Source organism: Litoribacter populi (assembly GCF_007483685.1).
GTDB lineage: Bacteria > Bacteroidota > Bacteroidia > Cytophagales > Cyclobacteriaceae > Litoribacter > Litoribacter populi.
The window spans coordinates 2,745,539-2,761,654 of sequence record NZ_VMKN01000001.1 but is presented as its reverse complement, the minus strand read 5'-3'; the positions used below and the strand labels follow the sequence as shown (position 1 = coordinate 2,761,654).

Below are 16,116 nucleotides of genomic sequence, written 5' to 3'. Positions count from 1 at the left end.
CCTCCCTTTTGGTTACTCCATCAGTAGAAATGTGCCGGTTTTGATCACGTTGCCGTTTGGAGCATCGTAGGTACAATCACCTTCATCATCACACTGATAGTCCCTGCCTTCCACAAGTCCGGATAGGGGAATCCAGTTTCCGTTTTCAGGGTGGATGGCATATTCTTCCTGATTACTAGGCATATTAAAAGCAAATGCCATGGTTGCTGCCAGCGCCAATCCTAGGGCTGGGAGCGATTTGATTAACTTTTTCATAATTCATGCGTTTAGAAATTATACATAAATGACAGCCTCTACAGCCCAGTTTCCGTGAGCATGCTCCCATCGTGTGGGATTTGTTCTACTGAGCAGTAGAGGCTTTTTTGGGTAATACCTCCCAAATTCGACTGTATTGGAGAAAACTAATTACATGTCTAGACTTCTCCGCTCCGGTCGAAGTGACGGGGAGATACCGCTTCGCTGTACAGGGCTCCACCGTTCAACTGCGCTGTTCATGGCCACGCCGTTCAATGTTCAGGATCGTGTGCACCTGATCAACTGGACATTTAACATTTGAACCATTGAACAGCTGAACATTGAACAACTGAACCTTGAACAACTGAACAATCCTTGGCTTCGCTGGTCAACGTTCAGGATCACGTGCACCTGAACAATTGAACCTTGAACACCTGAACTTTCAACCCCCGCCTGGTATAGTGAGCTTCTGACCCTCACTTTCAGAAGAAGCGGAATGTTTATTGTCCGCTGTGCGGACGATTATGGTTTAAGGTTTATAACTTTCCGTTGTTAAACTTTAAACGTCCGCTTTGGCGGACAATAACCCTTAAACCCACTCATTGCTTTACGTTAATCCATTCATCCTCCGCTTTAGCGGAAATTAAACCTTTAAACCTGTCCCCACTTTCCTGATGACCTTCACCAGGCATTGTGGTGGAGAGGTAGATTCCTACAGCGCTGATGGCTACGAATGCCAAGTTTACTACCAAATGTGCTCCCCAGCTCATGGAGTCGAAGATTCCGGCGCAACCGCAGGGAACCCTAGGAAAGCTGCCAATCCAGATCAGACCTACATAGGTGCTGAATACTGAGAGTAATGCTAAGGATCCTATAAAGCCCCAGATTCTTGTTTTCTCCCAAAGTAATAATCCCACAAGAAGCATCTCTACCAGCGGTATTGCCCAAGCCAATTGCCTCGCCCAATCCAACGGAATCTCCTGGTTTTGCATCGCTGAGCGGAAACTGGCAAAGTCAGTTAGCTTGGCTACTCCTGTATATCCCAAAAGTATGATAAGTAGGAGAGAGGCGGCCAAGGGAAGAAAGTTTTGAATCCTGTTCATAATTTTTGCATATATATATAGCTGATAATGAGTGCTATTGAATTTGTGTGAAAGTTAGGGATTATTAAATTTCCATGCTTCCCAAACCGCCAAACGACGGGTTTTGGGGGGTGAAGGGAGCTTCGCTGTTTATTTGGCTTCGCCGCTTATGGTTTACTTGGCTGCGCCGCTTAACGGCTTCGCCGGTTCACTTTTCAATGTTCACGGTTTATTGCGTATCCAGATCTCTCCGCTTCCCCTTCCAAAAAGAATTGGCAAACCTGTACCAACCCTTGGCTAAAGTTGGGGTAAAGCTGGGGTAAAGCTGGGGATACTTTGGTTAAACTTTCTTCTGCACTCACCATCTCTTTCCTTTATGGTTATTTAATTTTTGAGAACGGCTGCTGTTCAACCCTTTCAGGGTTGGAGACCTACTTTCGGTCCCTGATCCCAGGGCTACACCCTGGGTTACTATAGTTGAATCCCTTCAGGATGCTTTGAGCCGTATAGTCCACCTATATCCCGTTAATTTACCAACCCTGTAAGGGTTGAATAACAGTAACCCAGGGTCCGCCTTGCTGCGACAGCAGAAAGGTGGACCCAGGGAGGTTATGATAATGGTTTTTTCCGACCCTGGAGGGGTCGAATATCGTCCTTTAAGTCGCTGCCGTTTAAGTTAAATATCGCCACCAACCCCTCTGTCTTCCCCCAACTTTTCGATCATATTTACATCAAAAATAAAACTTATAATTGGCGATTAATACTTATCTCTGTCCTAATTGTACCTAAGAATCCGTATAGTCCGTATAGTCCGCCAACATTTTGACAGTCAATTATTTAGGGTAATATTTGGGCATGTTAAACAAATAAAACCATAAATAAATGGCAAGACAATCGAGTTTTATAAAGCTGGAAGGTACCATCGGGGATGTTACTTTTTTTAAGGGGAAAAACGGATACCACGCCCGTCAGAAAGGTGGTATCAGCAAGGAGCGAATCATGAACGATGATGCTTTTGAAAGGACCCGGGAAAATTTGGCAGAATTTGCCAGAGCCGCCTCTGGAGCCAAACTTCTCAAAGATGCTTTTAGAGAGATTACCGTCAGGGCGCGTGACCTAAGGACGCACAATAGGCTATATAGCCAGGCGCTGAAGGTACTGAAAACCGACACGCTATCGGATAGAGGGGAAAGAAGAATTGAAAACGGGGAGATGGGACTCTTCACAGGTTTTCAGTTTAGCAACAACTGTATGTTTGAGGCTACCATCTACGCCAAATTCAATGTGGAGGATGAAGGGGCTGACCTGAAAGTAGCCTTCGACGCGTTTTCGCCGAGGAAGTATCTGTCAAGACCCAATGGGGCCACTGATTTCCGGATGTTTTTGGTGGGTACGGGAGTAAACTTCCAAAATGGTGAAAATTCTTCCCAAATCATGATCAGCCCGGTACATAAACTGAGTATTGATGCCCTGGAGGGCTTGGAGCTCACCGTAGCCAAAAGTGAGGGAGGCGGGGACTTCCAGTTCTTTGCCCTTGGAGTGGAATTTCTCCAGGAGGTCAACGGCAAAACCTATACGCTGAACAACGGCGCCCACAATGCCGCCAAAATAATCCAGGTAATCTAATGGCGCTGCAACTTCATCTGGAAAGGGAGTATTGGCCGGCCGGTACCAATGGTACGCTGACGTTGGACGACTATAAACTGGGAAAGTTTATTGAGTTGCCCTGGCGGCGCAACCGGCCCAATGTGAGCTGTATTCCTGAAGGGGTGTATAAATTGACAAAGCGGTACAGCGAAAAGTGGGGTTGGCATGTCGAGGTGAAGGATGTGCCCAACCGCTCGCTGATCCTCATCCATCCTGCCAATGATGCGCTGCAGCACCTGAGGGGATGCTTGGCGCCGGTGAGTAAAATCACCGGGGAGGGAAAGGGGAGCCAAAGCCGGGTTGCTTTTGAGAAGTTCAAGGAGATGGTTTATGCAGCAATAGACGGGGGAGAGGAGGTGATTCTGGAGATAAGGAGCTATCCAGACGCTGCTCTCAATCTGTCGCAGTATGAGCTGTCATGGATGGATTAAATCTGTCCATTATGGTAGGGGGGATTATATCCCTCCTCCTTTCTGTCCTTGCCTATTTTCTCCATCTGCTGATTTTGGATTTCAGGAAGATGCGGGAGGAGCAAAGGGAGCTCAGGGACCTGTGTGTCTACCTGAAAGCGGAACAGCGCATTATCAAAGAATGGCTCCGCCCTGAGCGGGTGCGCCGTCAAGACTAAAGAGGGGCGACTGACACCATCTGAATCATGAGTACGGAGCAGGGAAGTCGGAGAGTCCATAAAACGGGTGCGAAGTCGGAGACGTTCCTACAACGGTGCGCTGGGCACTGAGCACTGAGTATTGTGCGCTGTGCACTAGTACTGAAGGTTAAAAAACCGAATGGGCAAAATTGGCTACAATGGCCCGCCAAGATGCTCGATCTGACAACCATGACAACAGCGCCTTTCGATGCGCAGCATCGGAACAGCGGACAACAATGACAACCACGTAATCAGAAACTTTAAACAAACTAGATATGAACGAAATACAACAAAGATGGAATGCCCCTACACCTCCCTTTTTTAAAAAGGTGCAGAAGATAGGGATGGTATTAATGGGAGTGGGTACTGCGATATTGGCAGCCCCCGTGAGTTTGCCAGCCACTGTTTCGCTGGTGGGTGGGTATATCCTTACAGGAGGTACGGTGTTATCAGCATTGGCCCAATTTGCCAAGCAGGATGGCGATAATTCCGGTAATTTGTCCGGTAACAAAATTATTGACTAAATGTTTGGAAATATAAGACGTAAATTTTAATTTGTAAGTACTAACCTTAACTTTATTATATGAAGAAAGATTTAATTGCATTGATGAATTCAAACGCCGGGGAAAAATCATCGGCACAACATCTGGATTTTAAGATCGATTGGATTGGAGGGTATGGGACGTAGAGTAATCCACGCCCAGGACATCATGGAGATAACAGGAAAGGGCCGAACTTACGCCTATGACCTGTTAAGAAAAATAAAGGAATTTTTCAAGAAGTTGCCCCATCAGGTGGTTACTTTTGAAGATTATGCCGAATACCATGGAGTGTCTCTGGCTTCACTACAGGGTTACATGAGTAAATAAAAAGAAAAGTGCAGCTGGTGGAGAGCTTTCCTCCAAGGCTGCACTTTTTTGCTATTGGGTTTCTAAACCCAACCGGAGGAATATCCGGTGTTTGGAAAGGTCCACGACCATCCTAAGATGAACCATGGGTTACTGTTTTAGATCCGTTACCTGATTATACTGGGTTTGCATGGAGTAAAAAGACTATAGGCTACTTTTTGCCTTTGGTTGGGGATTTCAGCAATCATGTTGATCAATGTGGAGCTTCTGGCTTCTTTTCTCGTAATGGAGAATTGCTTTGCTTGTGAATTAGTTATCATAATTTTTAAATTTTAATTGTCCTCAAGTATATGGATTTAATCAATGGAATTTCTTCGAGATCTGTCAACTACAGGTTTCACCGGGTAAACGACATGCTGTATCTGCTATATGTTAAGTTTTGGTATCTACATATTTTGGGATGGATGTTTTATATCGTAAGCAGTTACCTCAGTACCCCATATTTTGGGGAGGAGTATCTGCCCTTCGATTATGTGTTGCTCAATCTTGCCTTCCTGTTTGTGTTTTTCTATGGGATCAGCTTTATCGTATTTATTTGGCTCTGTGTAAGGAGCTCACCATTAAAGAAACTGTATGGTACTATAATTTTCTACACCTTTTTTATCATGAGCAAAGTGTGGGTGGATCAAATTTGCCTGGGTTTGGACGAAGGCTTTTGGGCGCTTTGTGTCCACGAATACTGGAGGTTTCAGCAGTTGGTGGGGTGGGCAGGAGGCATCACCCTGGCGGTGATCATCTTTGTGGCCGATTATCACATGGCCGAGATGATAGAGGAAAGGAAGCGGATAGAAATAGACCTGCTGTGCAGCAGGCTGGACCCGCACTTCATCTTCAATTCCCTGCAATCATTTGGTGCTGAGTTGCTTCCTTTTTCGGAAAAACTGTATAAGAAGATGACCAATCTGGCCGGAATATTTAGGTATACTGTGGAGGCACAGGGTCAGCAGTCCTATCTGTGGCAGGAGATCAAGCAGGTCAAGAAACTCATCAAGACTGCCAGATATGCCCAGCGGGGTACATTGTATATAAACTTGATAAATACCGTAGACAAAGACTTGAGCAAGCAGTTGTTTTTTCCCAAAAGGGTGCTGCCTACCTTAATTGAAAATGTGTTTAAGCATGGCTTATTAAGTGATTCTTCAGCTCCTGCCAATATCTCCATAGCTTGTAATATTGAGGAGGAGTGTGACTGTGTATTGCAAATTCGGATAGCCAATAAGTTGAAACAAGGTGAAAAGCTTAGGTCCTTTAACCTTGGGCTGAAGGCGTGTAAAGAGATTCTGGAGTATCATTTTAAGGGGGATTTCAGGCTTGATGAAAGGGTAGAAAATGATTTATATGTGTTGGATTTAAGTGTATATTATGGAAAAGAAGATGAAGGTAGGGATAGTTGATGATGAAATCGGCTCCCTGGAATTATTGGAGACATTGGTGGGCAGGTTGCCCTATTTTTCGGTGTGCCTCACCAGCACAGACCCTGTAGCAAGCTTGTCGCAAATACAAAAGGCAACGCCTGATATCATGGTATTGGATGTGCAGATGGCTGGACTTGACGGTCTTGCGTTTGCCGCCGAATTGCAGGCCATGCATATTCCGGTGATCTTGGTAAGTGGCAAAAAGCTCGAAGCCCAAGATCCTTTTGATCTGGAGGTGGTCGATTTTGTTGCCAAACCTGTCAAAATTGGTAGGCTTACCAAGGCCTTGCACAAAGCAAAGGAATGGGTGGAGCTTCGCCAGCTGAAAGAGACTATTGCTACTCGTGGCAAGCTCAATCAGGATGAGTTTCTTATGGTGAGGCACTTTAAATACAAGGGATTTACCAAGCTGAATGTGAGCCAAATCGATTTCATAATGGGAGGGGGTGACCGGCCTGAGGTTATGGTCGAGAACGAAAAATATTACAGTGACAAAAGCTTAAACCAACTGGAGGAGGAGCTTAGGAATTATCATTTTATAAGGGTTCACAAGTCTTATTTGGTTAATCTGAGAAAAATCCAGTCTGTGGATCAGGAGCATGTTTATTTCCAGCAGAGCTATTATGATAAGATACCTATAGGGAGAACGTATAAGGAGGGTTTTTTGGAGTACTTCCGGGAGAGATACGTGTTTTAAAATTTAACCACAGATTTCACAGATAGCACTGATAATTAGTAAAATTCTAATTTTACATCTCGGGTACTCTGGTCTGGCGTTCGCTGCAAGGCCGCTAAAGAAACTCTATAACGTGTACCTATTCAACCCTTTCAGGGTTGGGGAATTTGTTTCGGATTATTGCCCAGGGCTAGCCTTGCAGGCTCCACCCTGGGTTATTATTATTGAATCCCTTCAGGATTCATTGAGGACCTATGGTCCATTATAAATCAACCCCTGTAAGGGTTGAACAACAGTAACCCTGGGTGGAGCCCAGGGGAGGGGCAATAGAAGATATTCTTTCCGACCCTGAAGGGGTCGAACTGCGACGTACAAGGCAAGATAAATTGCGAGTCTCCTAGGCTCTGAGATGTATGCATTTTTTTAGGTTATTATTGTTTTCTCAACCCCTGTAAGGGTTGAATAACAGTAATCCTGGGCCCTACCAAAAGTGTGGAACCCAGGATATAGATTAATGATATGACTCCGATTCGCCCAATATTTATTTGGGCTCCTCGGGACAAGTTCTGCGGTCAAAAAAATGTTTTTTTATTTGACCTCACAGGGTGGGGATGGGGCTGTGGCGGTAATCCAGCACTTTTCTATAGAGGGTGTACCATACCAGGGGCTCGATGTGGCTGTGGTGGGACAGGAAAAATCTATTTATCATCATGTGGAAATGGTGGTTGAAAAGCGGTACAAAGTTGTTTTTGTCATATAGAAGGGGATGCTCCAGGAAGAAGGATATGTATTTTTGCACAAAGCCCTGGTCGTGGACTGAGTGACACACTTTCTTACTTCGCAAGCTCTCCTCATATACTTTTTTGAATTTAGATTTCTGGGAGTTTTTCAAGTCCTTCATCAGGCCATTTTCAGTTTCTTGCTGCCATGCTCTAAAGTGCCCGCTCCGCTTCAGGAGGGCCAAACCTAAATTGGCAATCAATGAGATCTTTTCGAGTTCTGGCTGAAGCAGTGTGGGAAGGTATGGTAGCTGGCTGTTCACGTTGCCATATACAGCCATGACGGATTCAAGCTTGAACAAGTCCTCGGATGAAAATATGCCCCGATTGCCATACTTGGCAAGTTCAGGATAATAAGTGGCTTTCTTAAAGCTAGTGATATAGTCAGCTTGTGACAGGAAGTGCAACAGTTCCTTTTCAAAAGAGACCCTATCATTCCCTATACTGTTAGGCCCAATGCGAAGCCGGATGTGAAATGCGCTGTCAAAATGAATCAGGTAATACCATTGATGTATGGCGTCGGATTTTAAATTTTGATCCAGCCAGGGGCCAATCTTTTCGGTTAGCCACAATTCCGCTTCCAGTGGATCTACATAAATGTGATAGCAGATCCAGCTGCGGTCCACATGCTTTTTGGGATTGAAGAAAACATGCTTATAAGGAGATTGGTAAGCGATGTTTTGAATTGAAAGGGATAGTTGTGGGTAAGATGGATACTGACTGTCTTCGATCCATAAGCATTCCGACAGCACAATTGAAGGTTTGTTATTTATAAGTTCCATTAAGACTTCTACACTCTCACTGTTGTGGGTGTCTATTACCATTTTTTCATCATCCTCCCCGTACAAGCAGTATCTGGGAATTTCGAGCTCTTTTGTTTTTGCCAAAAAGCGTTTGGAGGTCCAGGATTCCCCCTCATCAGTCCTTACATACCATGCGGCAGGCTTGAGTATCACCTCACCCCAGGTTAACCGAGGGATAGCCGGTGCTCCTGAAATAGGCATAAGATCTTCGTATACGGGATATAGGGAGCCTTGAGAGGCAACTTCATATAGCAGCCTGCTTATGGGGTGAGTAATGTATTGTGGGTTTAACGCATGTTGGATCGAAGGCAGGATCACCTGTTGGGTATGTGACGAGTAGATTACAAATCTGTCATTAACTAAGCCAAGGTAAAGGGATTTGTAATCGATATCATAAGAGGATTTTGATGGGGTAAAGATCCTGATCGTATGTTGTAAGAGATTTTTATGGCAGGCAATGTGGTTTGACTGATCGCTTTCCCATATTTCAAAATCCGCATGGAGCACATTGGTAGAGGAATCCAGGAAGTGCTGGATATCTTCATGAAAAGAGGCCTTTGGTACAGCCAAAGATATTTTTGCCCAAGTGGCAGCCGGTCGGTTGGTCACCACATGGTCTATCAATAGGCCCCTTTCGGTGATCCGACACAAGTAGGAAGTGGCGGGCTGTTCCAATACCTTTCGGGATTTCACCAGTGTCTTGAGGTTCATGGTTTTTCTCCCTGAGTGTGCCAGGATAGCGGAATTGATAGGGTTGGGAGGTGTGTTTTCCCTGGAAAACAGCCAAACCTGATTTTTGAAAAAGCGGGCTGTGGCGCTGCCGGGATTTAATAGCTGGTGGAGGGGTACAAACCTATCGTCATGCTCTTCAATGAAAATGCTTTTCAGTTCCCGAATAAAATCAGAAGCCTGGGTATGCAGTAGGTTTCCGATTTCCTTGTTCAACTTTTCAAGTTTGCGGTAATGCGTTTTTTCCAGCTGAAAGGGTTCCTTACTGCTGGTTATGTGGATGGGGTAGTCCTGTGAGTCGTTGGGGAATTCGCTCCTTGGGTCATTTAACACGACGGAGTTGATTTTTGAAAGTTTGGGCGGATACTGGTTTGTTAGAAATCCGCAATTGATGATCTCTCCCCATATTTGTCGGATCTCTCCATCTTCCACATTCAAAAACCAGCTTTTGAACTTCGGAAAGGAGAGGTCGGGCTTACTGTGAAAGTGATTATAGATTTTTTCCAAAATGGCATTGGACTCGAGTGTGACTTGGTTCCAGTTCTTATCTTCATCCATTTTCCAAAAAGTGAACTGATCGGTTTGCCGATAGGTCTGGGCCGGCAAGTGGTATTTCCCCTTTACATGTTGGGCTTTGAGGTCAAAGGTTTGAAAGGTAAGCTTGTATTTGGTAGGACTAGGCAAATCACTGAAAAACCCCAGGCCGACCCCTGCCCAAAGTCCGAAGGGAGTGGCGCGGTATTTACCCCTAATGAGGTATTTCAACACGGCGATTTGTTGATTGTAATCGAGGTGCGAGTAGGGTGTATCCTTAATCTGCTCATACAGGTGGGGAGAGGATATTTTAATGGCTTCCAAAATGTACTGATAATTGTACCCCACTTCCTTGGTATCAAAAATATCAAAGTTGAGCATTGGTGTTCTGTAAATAAAGTTCATAGTCATGTAGGTTAAGTTGGGAGCAATTGTAATGTATAAAACCTAATGTATCAATTGGGCAACCGTTGGAATCTGTGAACTACGGGTTTTGGGGGGTGAATGGAGTGGGGGGTTATGGTTTATTCGCCCTGCGGGCTGGTTTAGGGGGTTAGAAACCGCGAAGCGGCGAGGAGGATGAGGCGTGGGGTTCACGCGGCAGTTTCACGCCCACCTCCCGAAGGGCAGGCGAAGGGCGCAAAGGGAAAGCGCAAAGGGCGGGGCGTTCCCTACAGCTCTGTTAGGAGCGACCGATATAATAACCGCCGGTGACAACCGGCGGGTAGCAAGCACCTACCACATCATAAGTCCCAGAGGGGCGCACCATATAAATTCCTGAGTGAAGCCGCAGGGTGGGGATGGCGTAGTTTGCTCTAACCTCCTAAACCTCCCGATCAGCGAAGCGGATATCGGGAAATAAACTTCTAAACTGCGTGGTTTAGGAGGTTATACGGCCTGCGGCCTGGTTTAGGGGTTTAAAAATCGCGAAGCGGCGAGAAAAACTTCTTCTTAGGAACAACCGACCTTTTACTTATCACTTACTACTTCTCATCAATCTCCTTGGCGCTTCTTCAACTCTTTGCGGTGGTATATTATCCGATACCCGAGTCAGGAGACTCCTTACCCAGGGTGCGAAGTCTGAAGACATTCGCACAACGACATACGACAACAGTTGCTATTGTAAGCTTCCATAATTTAGAAGAATTAACTTTTTGGTGATTAAGTCGGGTTTGATAAATAATAATTAATCTCTATTATTACAGTATCAGAATAATATATTAAAGATTAAGAATATAATTGTAAACATAATTTTTACAAATAATGATCTTAGGTGTAATTTTTTATTAGATTATCATTCCCGATATCCCTATGTCCAAATGAAAAATATAAATTTTAGAAAAGTTGTATTGGTGGTCAAATACTTGATGATCTACTACTTATCTGCGAAAATGATTTGCTTTGCAATCCCAAAGTTCTTTTTTATGCAGTTTAGAATACTACATTGGGAATCATATCTTCCTTTGGTGGAGATTTCAAAGTCCCTTCATATGTGGTCGTTTTTTGGGAGGTCATATAATTATAATATTTTTATTGGGCTAGCAGAATTCATGATTGGGGCACTTGTTGTTTTTAAGAGGACTAGGCTTATAGCTTTATTGATTTCCGCGGGGGTTTGTTCCAATATAATTATACTCAATATTGAATTTGATATTGTTTTTGCTATTCAGCATGTCCTGCTGGATTTCGCCATTACACTCATCTTGCTATCCGCTTATTCCAAGGATCTGTACCACTTCTTTATAGAGCTGGGAGGGAAGTTTCACCGTTCAAAACCAATTGAAAAATTGAGTAGCTATAAAGTTTACCTGCCTTTTCTTTTCATTTTAGTCCTTTCAGTTTCTTATTCCATTTTTGCCTATACTCTTAAGTCTACTGTTTATAAAGATATTGTTGGAACCTATGAAATCAGGAGCCTGCATCTTAATGAGGATGATATTCCCTTATCAAAAGGAAAACTAGGAAGTCAGCCTATGATGTTTTTTGAGCACAATAATCAAGTAGTATTATCTGTGAATGAAGAGCTGTATTTCGGTTATTATTATGTGGATAGGGATACTTTAAAATTCAGTTACAAAGATCCTGCTGGTTCGGGAATTCAAACAGCCAAAGGATTAATAAGTACAAATTCCTTAGAAGGTACTTTAAATGAGGAAATTCCATTTAGGTTTATGTTTCAGAGGGTCGATGGTAAGAAAAATTACCTAAATGACCTTTATAAATGAATTACGGGTGGATACTCATCCTTCATGGTATTCAATCCCGAAAAAGAAATATCAGTGATAATCCTTTCCAATGTTTCTGGACTCAGTCCAAAAAAGGAAAACATTGATAAACTCAGTTTTGAGTTATTCTCCTTACTGTCTAATGCTGGCCTGTCTGGCTTGAAGGAGCAGGTGGATTGATTATGCTCTGAATGGGCCTACAATAACAGTAAATTCCTTTTCAATAATATACCCTTGTCCTCCCTTTGATGCACATGCCAGGGAGGGTTTCCTTCCTTGGTGGCAAAGAGTTCGATCATATAAGAAAGTGATTTGGGGGGGCGTGGTTGTCATGGTTGTCACGCCGTTTTTGCCCCGGCTCGGCGGGCAAGTTCGGCAAAAACGAGCTGTTGTCAGGGTTGTCATTGTTCTAGGGATTTCTAACTTAAGGCTTACTAACTGAGAAAAAGAAGGGTGCGAAGTCGGAGACATTCGCACAACGGTGCGCTGGGCACTGGGCATTTAAAAATCAAAAATCCGAAAGGCAAAAATTGGTACAATGGCCCGCTGAGAGACTTAGGCTGGTTGAGATTTGCAATTTAGATCTCTGATAGGGGGATTTGTAATCCTGGTTTGAGTTAATTATACTCTGGGGATTGCAAATCCCCTTTATCCCGACCGCTGGGCTTATCGGGACCACCGAAAATGGTGGTCTGCCAAATATCGGAATTGCAAATTCCGAAGAGCCGGGAGCCGGAAAAAATAATTGGTAGTATTATGTAAGGATTTTAATGTTTCTGTTAGAATTGGGAGGGTTTAACACACCAACTTATACCCATACCCCCTGATATTTAGAATCTGGATATTGGAATCCTTTTGGAGTTTTTTGCGGAGCTTGGTAATGAATACGTCCATGCTGCGGGCGTTGAAGAAGTCGTCGCTGCCCCAGAGCTTGTTTAGGATTAGGGATCGGTCGGTGAGCTCGTTTTTGTTGAGGAAGAGGGCATGAAGCAACTGGGCTTCCCGGTAGGTGAGGGGATGTTCCTCGGTGCCGTGTTTTAGGAGTTGCTTAGTTAGGTGAAATTTAAAAGTGCCGATCTCCAGCCATTCTTCGATTGGGGGTTTTTGTTGTGGGCGCTTGACCAAAGCTTTGATGCGGACGATTAGCTCTTCCATGCTAAAGGGCTTTTTGAGGTAATCGTTTGCCCCATGGCCAAAGCCTTCTACTACATCCTCTGTCCGGGACTTTGCGGTCAGGAAGATGATCGGGACGTTAGGGTTTTCCTTTCTGATGTCCCGTGCCAAGGTAAAACCATCCTTTTTGGGCATCATAACATCCAGAACTAGCACATCGGGGACTTCCGCCCGATAGGCTTTCATCACCTCTTCACCATCGTGATAGAGGTCAACTGCGAAATTCCGACTTTCCAGGCTTTCCTTGATAATGATACCCAGGGCGGTTTCGTCCTCCGCCAATAATACTTTGATAGGCTCGTTCATGGAAGGTGGATTTTGAAGGTGGTACTGTCGCCCGAAAGGTCAAGATGAATGTTTCCTCCATGCTTTTCAACGATTTTCTTGGTATAATATAGGCCAATACCAAACCCCTTGACATCGTGCAGGTTGCCTTTGGGGATGCGATAAAACTGCTCGAAAACCTTATCTTTTTGGTCAACTGGGATGTTGCCACCATTGTCACTGATACTTATTTGGGTGGACCCGTTGACAAAAGCGCTGACCAGAATTTTGTCCCCTCCGTATTTGATGGCATTATCGATCAGGTTTGAAATGGCATTTTCCAAATGGAAAGGATCAGCGTACATTTCTTTTTGTCCTTCGGGCAGGTCCAGGATGAAAGCCTTGTCGGTTGAGGATTTGTATTTTTCTACCAGGTTGCTAAGCAGCTGTTTCAGGTCAAGGGTTTCCTTTTGAAGCATCAGATGTTCGCTGTCCATAGTGGCCGTTTCAAGGAGTTTCTCCACCATAATGTTGAGCTTGAGCAACTGCTGGTTGGAGATGTCCAGGTAACGCTTGGTCTTTTCGGGGTTGTTTTCCCGGTTGAAGTGTTCTATTCCCTCCAGTGCGGAAGTGACTGTGGCGATTGGGGTTTTAAACTCATGGGTTATGTTGTTGATCAGGTCATTTTTAATGGCAGCCAGTTCCTTTTGAGAGCGAATAGTACGGTACAGATAGCCAAAAGAGCCTGCGACTACTCCAAGGAAAAGTAGGGAGATCAACAGGTCGGCCATTCCTCTCTGTAGCACCTGAAGGGCCGAGTTTTCAAAATGCATTTCCAGTCGCTGGAACTTGGGGAGTAAGGTGGATTTGGAAAGGGTATGCTTAGGTAGGGTTTCCAGTTGCTCCCGGTTGAACCCACCGGATATCTTTTCCCTGTTGTAGTGCAAAAGAGCATAGTCAATGCTGATTTTCTGTCTGTCTAGTTCCTCCTGCAGGTAGCCGTTGAGCTTGCCAAAATCGAGAGTGTCCCGGCTCAGGGAGATGATGATGCGGTTAGTCAGTTCCTTGATTTCCTGACTCTGCATATCCCCGGGGCCTTTTGTGACTTTTATGGTATTGATGTGATGTGCCGGAAGATCGAGACTATCAAGAAAAAGGGCCTTGATTCCGAAAATGCTGTCGCCTAAATAGTCAAAAGGAGGCAGGCCATTGGAGTTGGTAAACCTGGTCACCTGGGCTGTCTCTGTGCTTTTTATAATCATTTTTCCGCTGTCCGGTCTGGTCCTAATGGAACTGAAAAATATTTTGCCAGTATCGAGTTCGGTCTGGGTAAAAGTGACGATGTCAGATTTGGCCAGCTCTGCATAATAGGCTTCCACGCTATTGTCCAGACATAGTTGTATGTCGCTTTGTAACTGCTTTTGGTTGAGTTGGTAATTTTGGTAATTGCGGTACACCTGAATGCCGATGGTCAGCATCAGGGTAAGTACGATCCAAAAGCCCGTTTGGCTGAAACTTTGCCTATTCATGATCCAAATATACCATCTTAAATTTTTTAAAATCAATGGTTAACACTCGTTAACACAGGGCACTGATTGGCCACAAAGTCGGGCAAAGTTTAAAGGAGGTCGAATATGGGCACAATGGGCACCAAGGGGTGAGAATTAGAATTGAAAAGGTCACTAAGTCGAGGAAGTTTTAAATGAAGTCGCACTAAGTTTAAAGGAGATGGGAAATGGGCACAATGGGCACCAAGGAAAAGAAGGGCACCAAGGGGTGAGAATTAAGAATTGAAAAGGTCACTAAGTCGAGGAAGTTTCAAATGAAGTCGCGTAAAGTTTAAAGGAGATCGAATATGGGCACAATGGGCACCAAGGAAAAGGAGGGCACCAAGGGGTGAGGATTAAGAATTAAAAGGGTCACTAAGTCGAAGAAGTTTCAAATGAAGTCGGGCAAAGTTTTAAGGAGGTCGAATATGGGCATGATGGGCACCAAGGAAAAGAAGGGCACCAAGGGGTGAGAATTAAGAATTAAATAGGTCACTAAGTCGAGGAAGTTTTAAATGAAGTCGCACTAAATTTAAATGAGATGGGAAATGGGCACAATGGGCACCAAGGAAAAGAAGGGCACCAAGGGGTGAGAATTAGAATTGAAAAGGTCACTAATTCGAGGAAGTTTCAAATGAAGTCGCACTAAGTTAAAAGGAGATGGGAAATGGGCACAATGGGCACCAAGGAAAAGAAGGGCACCAAGGGGTGAGAATTAGAATTGAAAAGGTCACTAATTCGAGGAAGTTTTAAATGAAGTCGCACTAAGTTAAAAGGAGATCGAATATGGGAACAGATGGGCACCAAGGAAAAGGAGGGCACCAAGGGGTGAGGATTAAGAATTAAAAGGTCACTAAGTCGAGGAAGTTTTAAATGAAGTCGCGCAAAGTTTAAATGAGATCGAATATGGGCACAATGGGCACCAAGGAAAAAGAGGGCACCAAGGGGTGAGAATTAAGAATTAAAAGGGTCACTAAGTCGAGGAAGTTTTTAATGAAGTCGCACAAAGTTTAAGGGAGAAGGAAAATGGGCACAATGGGCACCAAGGAAAAGAAGGGCACCAAGGGGTGGGAGTTAAGAATTAAAAGGGTCACTAAGTCGAGGAAGTTTCAAATGTAGTCGCACAAAGTTTAAAGGAGATCGAATATGGGCACAATGGGCACCAAGGAAAAGGAGGGCAACAAGGGGTGGGAGTTAAGAATTAAAAGGGTCACTAAGTCGAGGAAGTTTTTAATGAAGTCGCACAAAGTTTAAATGAGATGGGAAATTGGGCACAATGGGCACCAAGGAAAAGAAGGGCGCTAAGAGTTGTAGGAAGGTTGTTTAGAGGTTAATGTCCCGGCGCTGGCGCGCTGCGGGAGGGTTAGGGGGGTAGGGATGAGTGTGGGCCTTCGTATTTCGTACTTAGTACCTACTACTCCCTTAACACTCGTTAACACTGCTTAACGCTT

14 protein-coding genes are annotated in these 16,116 nt (G+C 44.4%); 7 read left to right on the top strand and 7 right to left on the bottom strand.

Annotated elements, in window-relative coordinates; all coding sequences use genetic code 11:
* Window positions 1-12 precede the first annotated feature (12 nt).
* Entirely contained in the window at window positions 13-255 is a 243-nt protein-coding gene (locus FPL27_RS11920) for a DUF6520 family protein (protein ID WP_143961305.1), read from the bottom strand.
* Between the two features lie 578 nt (window positions 256-833).
* Window positions 834-1,337 (bottom strand): MauE/DoxX family redox-associated membrane protein, encoded by a 504-nt coding sequence (locus tag FPL27_RS11915; protein ID WP_143961304.1) that lies wholly within the window; start codon window positions 1,335-1,337, stop codon window positions 834-836.
* Window positions 1,338-2,198: 861 nt separating this feature from the next.
* On the opposite strand from FPL27_RS11915, the gene FPL27_RS11910 reads away from it, so the two are divergent.
* Window positions 2,199-2,942, top strand: a complete 744-nt coding sequence (locus FPL27_RS11910; RefSeq protein ID WP_143961303.1) for a hypothetical protein — start codon at window positions 2,199-2,201, stop codon at window positions 2,940-2,942.
* A complete protein-coding gene (locus FPL27_RS11905; RefSeq protein WP_235893426.1) occupies window positions 2,942-3,394 on the top strand; it encodes a DUF5675 family protein in 453 nt (150 codons plus the stop codon). Before FPL27_RS11910 ends, FPL27_RS11905 begins: the two co-directional genes overlap by 1 nt.
* On the opposite strand, the gene FPL27_RS11900 is transcribed toward FPL27_RS11905, so the two are convergent.
* Window positions 3,391-3,651 (bottom strand): hypothetical protein, encoded by a 261-nt coding sequence (locus FPL27_RS11900; protein ID WP_143961302.1) that lies wholly within the window; start codon window positions 3,649-3,651, stop codon window positions 3,391-3,393. The two genes, FPL27_RS11905 and FPL27_RS11900, sit on opposite strands and share 4 nt — an antisense overlap.
* Before the next feature lie 236 nt (window positions 3,652-3,887).
* Here FPL27_RS11900 and FPL27_RS11895 point away from each other — a divergent pair, with 236 nt between their 5' ends.
* The gene (locus tag FPL27_RS11895; protein WP_143961301.1) at window positions 3,888-4,136 is read left to right on the top strand and encodes a hypothetical protein; all 249 of its coding nucleotides are present in this window, start codon (window positions 3,888-3,890) and stop codon (window positions 4,134-4,136) included.
* 153 nt (window positions 4,137-4,289) lie between these two features.
* Window positions 4,290-4,481, top strand: a complete 192-nt coding sequence (locus tag FPL27_RS11890; protein ID WP_143961300.1) for a hypothetical protein — start codon at window positions 4,290-4,292, stop codon at window positions 4,479-4,481.
* A 146-nt stretch (window positions 4,482-4,627) separates the two neighbouring features.
* On the opposite strand, the gene FPL27_RS19805 is transcribed toward FPL27_RS11890, so the two are convergent.
* The gene (locus FPL27_RS19805; protein ID WP_185974364.1) at window positions 4,628-4,780 is read right to left on the bottom strand and encodes a hypothetical protein; all 153 of its coding nucleotides are present in this window, start codon (window positions 4,778-4,780) and stop codon (window positions 4,628-4,630) included.
* Window positions 4,781-4,810: 30 nt separating this feature from the next.
* Between FPL27_RS19805 and FPL27_RS11885 the strand changes: the two genes are divergently transcribed.
* Both FPL27_RS11885 and FPL27_RS11880 read left to right on the top strand, forming a co-directional pair.
* Window positions 4,811-5,914, top strand: coding sequence for a histidine kinase (locus tag FPL27_RS11885; protein ID WP_143961299.1), 1,104 nt, complete (start codon window positions 4,811-4,813; stop codon window positions 5,912-5,914).
* Window positions 5,883-6,632: a LytR/AlgR family response regulator transcription factor gene (locus FPL27_RS11880; protein ID WP_143961298.1), complete on the top strand. Its 750-nt coding sequence runs from the start codon at window positions 5,883-5,885 to the stop codon at window positions 6,630-6,632. Before FPL27_RS11885 ends, FPL27_RS11880 begins: the two co-directional genes overlap by 32 nt.
* A gap of 577 nt (window positions 6,633-7,209) precedes the next feature.
* Here FPL27_RS11880 and FPL27_RS11875 read toward each other — a convergent pair.
* On the bottom strand, window positions 7,210-9,861 hold the full coding sequence (locus FPL27_RS11875; protein ID WP_185974363.1) for a thiopeptide-type bacteriocin biosynthesis protein: 2,652 nt from the start codon (window positions 9,859-9,861) through the stop codon (window positions 7,210-7,212).
* 914 nt (window positions 9,862-10,775) lie between these two features.
* Between FPL27_RS11875 and FPL27_RS11870 the strand changes: the two genes are divergently transcribed.
* Window positions 10,776-11,681: a hypothetical protein gene (locus FPL27_RS11870; RefSeq protein WP_143961296.1), complete on the top strand. Its 906-nt coding sequence runs from the start codon at window positions 10,776-10,778 to the stop codon at window positions 11,679-11,681.
* 795 nt (window positions 11,682-12,476) lie between these two features.
* Here FPL27_RS11870 and FPL27_RS11860 read toward each other — a convergent pair.
* Together FPL27_RS11860 and FPL27_RS11855 are read right to left on the bottom strand one after the other, a co-directional pair.
* Complete coding sequence (locus FPL27_RS11860; RefSeq protein WP_143961295.1) at window positions 12,477-13,160, bottom strand: response regulator transcription factor; 684 nt, start codon at window positions 13,158-13,160, stop codon at window positions 12,477-12,479.
* Window positions 13,157-14,647: a sensor histidine kinase gene (locus FPL27_RS11855; RefSeq protein ID WP_143961294.1), complete on the bottom strand. Its 1,491-nt coding sequence runs from the start codon at window positions 14,645-14,647 to the stop codon at window positions 13,157-13,159. The genes FPL27_RS11860 and FPL27_RS11855 overlap by 4 nt, the downstream gene beginning before the upstream one ends.
* Window positions 14,648-16,116 lie beyond the last annotated feature (1,469 nt).